The sequence below is a fragment of the Bacteroides uniformis genome (assembly GCF_025147485.1).
Lineage (GTDB): Bacteria > Bacteroidota > Bacteroidia > Bacteroidales > Bacteroidaceae > Bacteroides > Bacteroides uniformis.
This window is the reverse complement of the sequence record NZ_CP102263.1, coordinates 3,016,083-3,027,954: the sequence shown is the minus strand read 5'-3', so window position 1 is coordinate 3,027,954 and position 11,872 is coordinate 3,016,083. Positions and strand designations below refer to the sequence as shown.

Genomic DNA, 11,872 nt, shown 5'->3' with positions numbered 1-11,872 from the left:
AAAAACAATCTGTGCAAATCTGCGTAATCTGTGGTGAAAAACAATATTATTAATGAAGTTTCTCAAATTCCTGCATGCAGTCAATCAAAGCCTGCACGCTTTCCTTCGGCATGGCATTATAGCAGGATGCACGGAATCCACCTACAGAACGGTGTCCCTTGATACCTACCATACCTCTTTCGGTAGCGAACTTCAGGAAGTCAGCTTCCAATTCCTTGTATTCGGGAGCCATCACAAAGCAGATGTTCATGCGTGAACGGTCTTCTTTGGCAGCCGTACCCACAAACATTTTGTTACGGTCAATTTCAGCATACAGCATATCGGCCTTTTCGATGGCACGGCGTTCCATTTCCTTCACGCCACCCTCTGCCTTAATCCAGCGCAATGTCTGCAGGGCTGCATAGATGGGGACAACGGGAGGAGTATTGAACATAGAGCCGCTATCCACATGCGTCTGATAGTTCAGCATGGTCGGGATATAGCGGGATACCTTACCCAGCGCGTCATTCTTCACGATGACGAATGTAACACCGGAAGGAGCCAGATTCTTCTGCGCACCACCATAGATACAGATATATTTGGATACGTCGATGGGACGGGAGAAAATATCAGAAGACATATCGGCCACCATCGGAACGTTTACGTCCAAATCCTCTTTCAGTTCCGTACCGTAGATTGTATTGTTGGTAGTGATGTGGAAATAGTCTGCATCAGCAGGCACTGTATAGTCCTTCGGAATATAAGTATAAGTAGATTCAGCGGAAGAAGCGACTTCAACTACTTCACCGAATGCCTTAGCTTCTTTCATGGCTTTCTTGGCCCATACACCCGTATTCAGGTAAGCAGCTTTCTTTTCAAGGAAGTTGAAGGGTACCATGCAGAATTCCAAACTGGCACCACCGCCCAAGAACAGTACCGAATATCCTTCGGGGATATTGAGCAATTCTTTGAATAATGCCACAGCTTCGTCCACAACGGGTTGGAAGTCTTTGGCACGGTGGCTGATTTCCATCAGTGAGAGGCCTGAGCCATTGAAATCAAGAATAGCTTGTGCCGTATTCTCAATCACCTCACGAGGAAGGATAGAAGGTCCTGCATTGAAATTATGCTTTTTCATTTGAAGTTTGTTTTGGTTATACAATTTCGTTCATTAATGTCTTTCGACTTTGCGAAATTACGGAAATATTTCTTCAAAACAAACCTTTCCTGATGAAATTCTATTTTTAAGCCGCATTTAGCTTACTTTTTAATGGTTTATACAAGATATATGCACCATTTTGTTATCTTTACTTATCAAGGATAATACTTTTAGAGAAACTAAAAGCAAGGCGGTTTCATTACTTCATATTCAAAAGAATAAGCGCAAATAAAATGAATATTTATAAGATAAATCATTTTGCTTCCTCGATAACAGTTTTCATTCCCTTGATTTTTTCACCGCGTACCAGCGTCAACAATTGTTTCATTTTACTGCGGCGCACGGCTACAAAGGCATAGTGTTCCTTTACGTCCACCTGCCCGACATCTTCACGCGCCATCCCTCCTTTTTTATACAAGAAGCCGACAATATCTATCTTGTTCAACTTATCCTTTTTCCCTTTACCTATATATAAGGTAGCCCATCGGGGCTTGGCCGGTTTGGGAAGCGTCTCCGGAAACTCGTACGTTTCGATGTCTTCAGAAATGTACTCGGGTACCCGCTCCTCGGCATGCAGGACAAGATATGCATTTCCCGATGCCTCCCAACGGGCGGTACGTCCATTACGGTGTGTATAGGCTTCCTCGTTTACGGGAGGATGGTAATGCACCACATTCTCAATACCCGGAATATCCAGTCCGCGGGCGGCAAGGTCTGTAGATATCAGCACGGCGCAACTGCCATTACGGAACTTGTAAAGCGCACGTTCGCGGTCGGGTTGCTCCATACCGCCATGAAACATGTCGCAAGGGAACTTCCTGGCTTTCAGGTACCCAACAACACGCTCCACGCTTTCACGATAATTGCAGAATACCAGAGTGGAATGATAGCCGAGAGTACAAAGCAGATTATAGAGGGTCTCCAGCTTGTCCTTCTCCGGAGAAATAACCTTGTGCAGCCGCAAACGCGGAGCAAGAGCTTCCGGAGCAAGAAAATCAAGCTTCATGAGCCGGGAGCCGGAAGACGGGGAATCACCTCCTACTCCGGCAAATTGCGGTATTTCCTCTGCATCGGTGGCCGAGAGAAGCACACGCTTTTTCAGTGAGGGAAGCTGTCCGATAACCTCCGCCATCTCGTCATGGAAGCCGAACTCAAGACACTTGTCGAATTCATCTATCACCAGAGTGACGACAGTGGCGGCATTGAAATTTTCTTTCCTCAAATGGTCGCTCATACGTCCCGGAGTACCGATAATGACGGTGGGATGAATGCCTTTCATTGTCCGGTGTTCTTCCATGGCAGGGCGTCCGCCATAGCAGCTCATAGCTTTGAAAGGAGTTCCCATGGACTTGAACACAGTTTCTATCTGCAAAGCCAATTCGCGTGAAGGTACTAGTACAAGAGCCTGCACACCTTGTATATCCGCTTTCAAGGTCTGTACCAGCGGAAGGAGAAAAGCCAGTGTCTTACCCGAACCGGTAGGCGAAAGAAGCACTAAATCTTGGGCTGATTGATAGGCTTCCTTAGCAGCCTCCTGCATCGGAGTAAGTTCTTGTATCTTCAAATTATGAAGTATATCCGAAAGTTCCATGAATATCTCTTTTTTTAATCAATATGCAAAGATACGGATAAGAAGTCAGTTTCCATCAAAACGAAAACAGCTTTTAAGAAAGCTACCTAAATCATGACATGCCCGTCATACTAAAAGGGGAGACTCTCCTTATAGTTTCTGAAGCTTTTACCAAGCCCAATCGTCAGCACTATAAGTAGCTTCTACAGTCTTCTCTATCTCATTAGGCAGGTTACAGAAGAAGTCGATACCAGTTTCGTACTCCAAATTTTTAATAGAAACGGCATAAACCATAAATTCATCTTTTCCAGGTTTTTCTGGCAATAATTCAGAATGAGGGACTAAAAAAGCGATAGTATGATAAACCCCTGCCTTCTCGCTCAACAGAGCCATGTAATAATAGCTGGGGCAAATGAGTCCGCCAAGTGTCAGCCCGTCGGCATTGGTGGTGGGATAAAGCCCGTCATTGGCTTTCTTCACACCTGTGAAATTGGTAAGCAAACGGTCAGTAGTACCACCTTTCACGACATAAAGTTTGTCGTATGTGCCATTGATGGTGGAACGTCCCCAAGTCTGCACCTGCTTCTCAAGAGCCGCCCAATACTTTTGATTGAAACTCCCTATCTGTGGCGAGATATTACTGTAGTAGAAGGTCTGCTTATTGGCACTTTTACTGTACACACGGTCTTCGCTGGCACAAAGATGCCCCTTGTCGTACCCATCGCTCTTATGCATGGATTCAGTCACCTCCACGCTGTTGTCAATATTGGGGTCGTCTTGATTCCACTCGTTGGCACGCTTCACGTTGTCTTGCGCAGTAATCGGGTCGAAACTGAATGCCACCCAAGCCGAATGCTTCTTGGAAGCGATGTATTCCAAAGAGAAATTGAGTACCTGCCCGGCACCTTCCTCATCAGACACGCCTGCATAGTATTCAATATATTGATTGGTTGCATTGAGAGCTGGGATTTCAAGATTGTCTGCTTTATTGTTATCAGCAATATTGGCATTTTTCACATCTATATCCTCAGAAGCCACATACTCTATGCCCACTTCATTACCGTGAATATAGGCCACGCGGAGCTTGCCCATCTGATAATGATTGTAGCGGTTGAAACGCACCCAATAGCACGTAGAGGGTTTCACCTCAACGCTTTCGCTGAAAGCATCGGCAGACGGAACAACAGTAAGCCCTTCCAGCGACTCACTATTAACAGGAGCAAATGCGTAATTACGCCCGGTAAAAGCTTTGGACTGGATATAGAAAGGGGTGCCGATAGCCTTGGGCTTATACACGTTGAAACCATTGTCGCTCGACTCATAGCCCTTCATCACGTAAGTATCCGAACCCTGCTCGGTAGGTATTATCTCGGGAATGAGCGAAGCCTCTGAAGAATCATCACATCCAGCCAGCCAAATTCCGACCAGCAAAAGAAATAAGTAAGACAGTTTTTTCATCTATGTTTCTAAATTTGATTTTACGATACTAAGAATGCAAATGTGGTAATGGACAGTAAAGTCCATTACCACATTGTCTATTGCACAACCTCAGGAATTATTCCTTCACCACAAAGTTACTCATGTAGAATGTAGGAGCAAATCCAGGATCAGTATTACTTGCATAACGGAATGCCACATATACTTTCTTGCCCACATAGTCAGCCATGGAAGTACGCATTTCGATCTCTTTAGAGCTTGTAGGCCACTCGAACGACAACGGATCACTCCAAGCCGCTCCCTGCAATGCTGCAATCTTCTCTTCCTCAGTAGCAGTAGAAGCCGCAGGGATATAATTTTCGGACACATGTACAGACACTGCGTTCTCAATTTTGCCTCCATACAAATAGTCTGCCGAAGCAGTGAATACCATCTGTGGGGCAATAGCTTCGGTAAGATCTACCTCACCGGTTACAAGCCATGCCTCCGTATCGCGGTTACGCTGATAATAACCGCTTGCCTTGATACGGGTATAACCTGCACCTGCACTCCATACATAATTCATGCCATCAAGCTTCACATTCACAATCTGGGCATCGTTATGAAGTTCACCAGCAAAGTCATTGCTATAATACTCTTTTGCTTCCATCCATTTGCCGTCAGTCTTCAGGAATGCCATTTCAGCAGTTTCCGTTTCGGTATTCTTCTTCACCCATGCAGTGCCATCGAAGCCATATTCATCGGCCATCACATCATACTCCTTATTTCCGAAATAAACTACTGCCTTGACATCCCCGCTCTGTGCGTAAGGGAATGCATTCTTCAGATAAACGGGCAATACGGCATCAGCATCGCTCAAATAGTCCGAACCGGTAGAAACATAATCGGCAGGTTGCATCACACGGATACCGATACTTGCGCTTTCTTCGTAGGCAGTCCAAGCCGAACCGTCATACTGGTAGAGAGCAGAAGCATTTGGCTTCACGTCTGATGCACGGGTAACGGCACGAGCTGGCATTTCAGCTTCTGATTCAGGAATCTCCTTATAAATATCCACACCCTCATAATACCCTGATACGGTACTTGTAAGTGACATATTCTTAAACTCTACAGTAGGCGCACACTCTGTAGTACTCTTATAACGGAAAGCAATGGCTATCTTCTTGCCCTCGTAAGCACTCAGGTCAATATCACCGGAATTTACATAATTCCAATTCTTGCCTTCCGGCCATTGAGGTACATTCAGAGCCTTCCATTCAGCAGTAGCCACATCATCCACATAATCTTCCGAAGCCAGCAATTCAATAAAATCAGCACGATTGTTACCATTCAAGAAATTAATGGCAATATCTACCTTAAGAAGAGGAGCCTTCGCTTTTGCTAAATCTATAATAGGAGAAACCACCCATGCTTCCGATTCAAAATCGCTATCTCCTACATGAGCACTACCCTTCCAACCATATTTACCATCCACCTTCCATACATTAGTTAACGTGCCGGTAAGTTTCACATTTTGAGTAGTGAAACCGCCCTCGTTTCCATTGAACGACTCATTCATATAAATGCCCAACGTAGCATTCGGATAAGAACCGTATGAATAAGAGTTTCCTTTTTCATAGAAATTCAGCTTGATGATTTTGTCCTTTTCCACATTTTTTACATCAAATGCCTTACGGTCATAGTTGTAAGCAAAGCTCCAATCCCCACCCTCGGGTATGGAAGTACTGATGTTGAAACTGTTAAACGTACCACTCTGATAGATGAACTTGCCATCCGGACGTTGCATAGTGAAACCTTTTTCCGTAGGAGTAAGTGTCATGATATGATTGGACACATCGCTGGTGATGAAACCATCCGCAATCTCTACCGGTTCACCCTCCATATAACCATACGTCTTATCCGGGTCTTTGAACTGACCGAAAGGAATCCAAGTATTGTCCTTCGTCGGAGCCACAATGACATAATTACCTCCTTCGGCATCAATAGAAGTTACTTTCTGGTATACCATTTTCACTGCACCGCCGCCTGTACTGGGCTCGGTCTCCGACCAAGCGTAATTCACTTGGCACACATCTCCCGTCTTCGGGTTCTTGATACCTTCCTTCAACAAAGCAGGAAGCTTCTTCAACGTAGAAGGGGTGAGATATTTCACTACCATGCTTTCCCCCCATACTGTAGCGTAATTGTCAGAAGTAAGATCGAAAGTCTGAGCTTCGTTTATCTTCGAGAGATATTCAGGTTGCTCCTTGCCGATATTGTACTGCACCAGCACCTTGGAACCATCTGACAGATATGCGTAGAGCGAATCGACAAATGCAGGCAGATAATCTTCAGGAGCTACCATATCAGTAAACATCTTGGTTTTACCCAGCTGGTTCAATGCCGTAAGATAAGTCTGCCCCTCGGGATCCTTGGCGAGAGCTATCCCTTGGTTCTTCGGCATAGAAGCTATTTTGCCATAATGGGCATCAGCCAATACGAGGGTATCGGTACTGACATCCGTGATGGTTTCTTTTTCATCAAATCCGGGGAAATTATCCTCGTTATAATCGCAGGCCCCAAGTGCAAACAGCGAAGCCAATGCGGTTCCTAATAATATATGTTTTTTCATAAATATGTTCGCTTAGAAATTCAACTTCAATCTTACAGTATAAGTACGTCCCCAACCATAGATAACACGTGTGGCCGTCTCCCAGTCATGGTTACTTCCATCGCGTGCATCGGCTATGTACTCTTGGTTGAACAAGTTGTTCACATTGCCGCTCAGTGTAGCACGAATCTTACCGAAGTCAAAGGTATATCCTGCACTTACATCAAATGTGCTCCATGAAGGAATCTCCCAAGGTTTTTCCACCACGTAAGCCTCTTTTTGAGTGGCTTGGCTCGCATCAATGTCATAATCGGCATAATTGCGTGCAAAGAAGTTCCAGTCTGCATTAAGACGCAAGCCTTTCATTGGGCGGAATGTCACTCCCAAAGCAGCTGTAGTCTGAGCAGAACCGCCCACCTGTACATTATCCATTTCAATGGTATACTTGTACTGATCTACATTACTCATATCTGTCACCACTTCACCACGGCTATTCGCCATAATCTGGCCTTCAGTATTCATCATGAAGCCTTTCGCTGTCCCATTCCAGCGCCAGTCTCCCCAAGAGAACATACCGTTAACTTCCATCCAGCGGAAAGGCTTGGCAATAAAGTCAAGCTCTATACCCATGTGGTTAGCCTGCGCACCGGTCATGTTCATTGTCCAACGTTGAGAAGCCCCGTTTACGTCTTCATAGGATCCGGTATCATATAAAGCCTTGTCTTTCCACATAGTATAATAGGCGTTTACATTGGCTGAGAAATACTGGCTACGATATCCATAACCTAATTCGAAAGAGTAAACTTTCTCATTCTTAGCATCAGGATTACGTTCATGTGAACTCTGAGAATTGATGAAGGTATTATCAAAAATAGGAGCACGGCTGATAAATCCGGTATTGAAGAATACGTTATTGTAATCATCAAGGTTGTAATTCAAACCAGCTTTCACATTGCCTCCCAAATAATGTTTCTTCGAAGACAGCTGTTTGTCACCACTATAATAGAAACGGTCTTTACGCCAATAACTGGTATTTGTAAGACCACCTGAAACAAATGCACTCACTTTATCTTTATTATACTCCAATTGGGCAAAACCACCTTCGTACATCACAAAACCGTCGTAGTCACGACGAATCACATCTCCTACTCCCAACTTCTGGTTTACCCAGGAGGTGACTCCACCATTCACACTATTCTCAGCCAATACACTCTTACGGTTATAAGAGTCTACATAATACTGCCCTCCAAAAAGATCGGTAATGACATTCTTGTGCAAACCTTTATAATAGCGGAAGTCAATACCACCATAGAAATCAAAGTAATCACCAAACTTAGTGGTATAAGTAGAAATCAATCCTGTCCAGAAATGGTCGTTCGAGGCTTTGTTCATAATCATCAGCGAACCTTTATAACCGGGCATTCCACTCACATTCACCGGATTAGTATAGTTATCTGCATTGAGCTTATCCACAGCATCATAATCAAAAGTACCATCAGGACAACGGAACTGAGTGTTCACCGTACCATCACTGGCCGTACCGTACCAAGAGCTGGTGTACCCCGTTACCCCCGTACCACTATAGCCCGCACCAGTACCGATAGACATATAAGCTGCTGTACTGAGGCTTGACTTATGGTTGATTTGCCACAAATGATTAAGAGACATCTGGGGCTTATGGTATTCGTTACGTGAAGAGTTCATCACTTGTCCATTGCGATAACCGAAAGTAGAATTGTAACGATAGGGACTTTCCTCACCCATCCATTGTTTTACACGCTGATACTCCTTGATATTCAAACCATTTGCCATATTACGCTGATTATGCCACTGAGGTGCTCCAAAAGCTGTAAATGAAAGTTGATGGTTGTCATTGATACGTTTTGCAATACTCATGAACCAAGTGTAGGCCTCGGATTCCGTACCTTGAATATAACCGTCGCGTTTATCTCTGGCACCCAATAAAGTAAAGGCCCAACCATCTTTTGTCAGACCGGAAGAGACACTGAACATCACTTTACTGTAGCCGTCATTACCCATGCCGTAAGAGATGAAGCCGCCTTTCTTGGCATCAGTAGTCTTGGTTATAATGTTTTGTGAGCCACCTACTGAAGGAGTTGACACCTTGCTGGCACCAAGTCCACGTTGTACCTGAATACTGCTGGCCACATCAATCAAACCACCCCAGTTACTCATGTATACTTTCTGGTTTTCCATTCCGTTCATGGGTACACCGTTAATCATCATAGCCACATATTCTGACTTAAAACCACGAATCTTTATGTTGGAATCACCAAAGCCACCTCCCTCATTAGAAGCATAAACACCCGGAGTAGATTTCAAGATTTGCGGTAACTCCTGAGAACCTATCTTATCTTCAATAAATACGGGGTCGACAGTAGATACTGCAACCGGAGTCTTGCGTGCCACAGCAATAGACGATGTAATCACTACGTCCTTCAGCATCACAGCATCCGGTTCCATTGGGATAGCACCCAAATCCACAGAAGCGCCCTTCTGCGTAATCTTCTTCTTCTGGTCTTTATAACCCACGTACTTGAATAGTAATGTCGCATTCGAAGCAACGCTTTGCTTGAAATAGCCATCAATGTCGGTCACCGATCCTTGTGTAGTACCTTCCACCATGACGGCGGCACCCACTAACGGTTCACCTGTTTCTGAATCAACAAGCTGACCTCTCACTGTAGTCTGAGCAAATGCAGCGGCACTAAATACCGACAACACTGCAACCAACAGGAATTGAATTAGATGTTTTCTCATAATTCTGTTTTTTGTTAATAGATAGTGTTAATTAAACATTAATTTATGTTTTAAGTCGCAAATATAACTAATAAAAACGAGATTAATGTTATATTTATGTTACATTTTTTGAAGGTAGAAAGGCTTTTTTGAGATATTTTTAAACAAAAAAAGCCCTGCATTCTACAGCAGGGCTTTCGTATTGTCAACAAGTAAAAGAATATACTTTCAAATTCGCACCGAAATCAATCATTCATGAGCTTTCTATAACGTACACGGGTGGGTTCTTCTTTCCCAAGACGTTTCTGTTTATTTTCCTCATATTCTGAATAAGAACCTTCAAAGAAGAACACATTGGAGTCTCCTTCGAAAGCGAGGATATGCGTACAGATACGGTCAAGGAACCAACGGTCGTGACTGATGACCACAGCACATCCGGCAAAGTCCTCCAAACCTTCTTCGAGGGCACGGAGCGTATTCACGTCGATGTCATTGGTGGGCTCGTCCAGCAACAGCACATTACCTTCCTCCTTCAGGCAGAGCGCCAGATGCAAGCGGTTGCGTTCACCACCGGAAAGCACCCCACAGAGCTTTTCCTGGTCGGCACCGGAGAAGTTGAAACGGGACAGATAGGCGCGTGCATTAATGTCGCGCCCTCCCATGCGAATCAGATCGTTTCCGCCGGAAATGACCTGATATACGCTCTTGTTGGGGTCGATATCCTTGTGCTGCTGGTCCACGTAGGCAACCTTTACGGTCTCCCCCACCTCGAATTCGCCTTTGTCTGCCTTTTCCAGTCCCATGATAAGACGGAAAAGCGTAGTCTTACCGGCACCGTTAGGGCCGATGATACCCACGATACCGTTGGGTGGAAGCATGAAGTTGAGGTCATCGAACAACAGTTTGTCACCGAACGCCTTTGCCACATGCTTGGCTTCAATCACCTTATTACCCAGACGGGGACCGTTCGGGATAAAGATTTCCAGCTTCTCTTCCTTCTCCTTCACATCCTCGTTCAGCAATTTGTCGTAGGAGTTCAGACGCGCCTTTCCCTTTGCCTGACGGGCCTTGGGAGCCATGCGCACCCACTCCAGCTCGCGTTCCAGCGTCTTGCGGCGCTTGCTGGCGGTCTTTTCCTCTTGCTCCATGCGCTTGGTCTTCTGTTCCAGCCAACTGGAGTAGTTACCTTTCCAGGGAATACCTTCGCCACGGTCCAGCTCAAGAATCCAGCCGGCAACGTGGTCGAGGAAGTAACGGTCGTGCGTTACGGCAATCACCGTACCCTCGTACTGCTGCAAGTGTTGTTCCAGCCAGTCGATGGATTCGGCATCAAGGTGGTTGGTGGGCTCGTCAAGAAGAAGCACGTCGGGCTTCTGCAACAATAGGCGGCAAAGGGCCACACGGCGGCGCTCACCACCGGAAAGATGTTCTACGGACTGGTCTTCGGGCGGACAACGGAGGGCGTCCATGGCGCGTTCCAGCTTGCTGTCAAGGTTCCAGGCATCGGTCGCGTCAATGATGTCCTGCAACTCGGCCTGGCGGGAGAAGAGCTTGTCCATCTTGTCCTGGTCCTCATAATATTCGGGCAAGCCAAACTTCTGATTGATTTCCTCGTATTCTGCCAGCGCGTCCACAATGGGCTGCACGCCTTCCATTACAATTTCCTTTACGGTCTTGGTGGGGTCGAGGTACGGTTCCTGGGCCAGATACCCCACAGAATATCCCGGCGAGAACACCACTTCGCCCTGATAGGACTTATCCAATCCGGCGATAATCTTCAGCAGGGTCGATTTACCCGAACCGTTCAGACCGATGATACCGATTTTTGCCCCGTAGAAGAACGAGAGGTAAATGTTCTTCAGTACCTGCTTGTTGTTCTGCTGAATGGTTTTATTCAGCCCAACCATAGAAAAGATAATCTTTTTATCGTCTACTGTTGCCATGTATTTAATGATTAATGTTCAGTGATAATGATTAATATCAAGGATTGATGGGGACAAAGATAAGAAAAAAGATGATATTATTTTGCAAATTTCAAAAAAGTATCTATCTTTGCACCCGCTTAACAGCAATGAAGGATTGAATCGCTAGCTCAGCAGGTAGAGCACAACACTTTTAATGTTGGGGTCTTGGGTTCGAGCCCCAAGCGGTTCACATAGAAACAAAGCCAGAAGGCGACAAAAAGAAAAAAGTCCTACAATATCAATGTATTGTGGGACTTTTTTTATGTTTCCATCTTACCTGAAAGTCCCAAAAGGGTACGAAAAGAAAAGTTGGACATCCAAACAGTGGTACAATTGGTACAGTGGGTACAGCGCCTCTTCTGCTTCACACACATGCGCTTATGTACATTACTTCATAACGCGTACATTATTTA

Annotated in this window: 6 protein-coding genes and 1 tRNA gene; 1 reads left to right on the top strand and 6 read right to left on the bottom strand. The window is 45.2% G+C overall.

The window, feature by feature from the left end:
• Positions 1-49: 49 nt before the first annotated feature.
• From serC to ettA, 6 genes are all read right to left on the bottom strand, one after another.
• Positions 50-1,117 (bottom strand): 3-phosphoserine/phosphohydroxythreonine transaminase, encoded by a 1,068-nt coding sequence (gene serC, locus NQ510_RS11930; protein ID WP_005828105.1) that lies wholly within the window; start codon positions 1,115-1,117, stop codon positions 50-52.
• Between the two features lie 274 nt (positions 1,118-1,391).
• On the bottom strand, positions 1,392-2,729 hold the full coding sequence (locus tag NQ510_RS11925; protein ID WP_005828103.1) for a DEAD/DEAH box helicase: 1,338 nt from the start codon (positions 2,727-2,729) through the stop codon (positions 1,392-1,394).
• A gap of 147 nt (positions 2,730-2,876) precedes the next feature.
• A complete protein-coding gene (locus NQ510_RS11920; protein WP_005828102.1) occupies positions 2,877-4,166 on the bottom strand; it encodes a DNA/RNA non-specific endonuclease in 1,290 nt (429 codons plus the stop codon).
• Between the two features lie 97 nt (positions 4,167-4,263).
• On the bottom strand, positions 4,264-6,756 hold the full coding sequence (locus tag NQ510_RS11915; protein WP_008663142.1) for a choice-of-anchor J domain-containing protein: 2,493 nt from the start codon (positions 6,754-6,756) through the stop codon (positions 4,264-4,266).
• 12 nt (positions 6,757-6,768) lie between these two features.
• Positions 6,769-9,516, bottom strand: coding sequence for a TonB-dependent receptor (locus NQ510_RS11910; protein ID WP_005828100.1), 2,748 nt, complete (start codon positions 9,514-9,516; stop codon positions 6,769-6,771).
• A gap of 224 nt (positions 9,517-9,740) precedes the next feature.
• On the bottom strand, positions 9,741-11,438 hold the full coding sequence (gene ettA, locus NQ510_RS11905; RefSeq protein WP_005828098.1) for an energy-dependent translational throttle protein EttA: 1,698 nt from the start codon (positions 11,436-11,438) through the stop codon (positions 9,741-9,743).
• A 138-nt stretch (positions 11,439-11,576) separates the two neighbouring features.
• Here ettA and NQ510_RS11900 point away from each other — a divergent pair.
• Positions 11,577-11,649: transfer RNA gene (locus NQ510_RS11900), tRNA-Lys, on the top strand.
• Positions 11,650-11,872 lie beyond the last annotated feature (223 nt).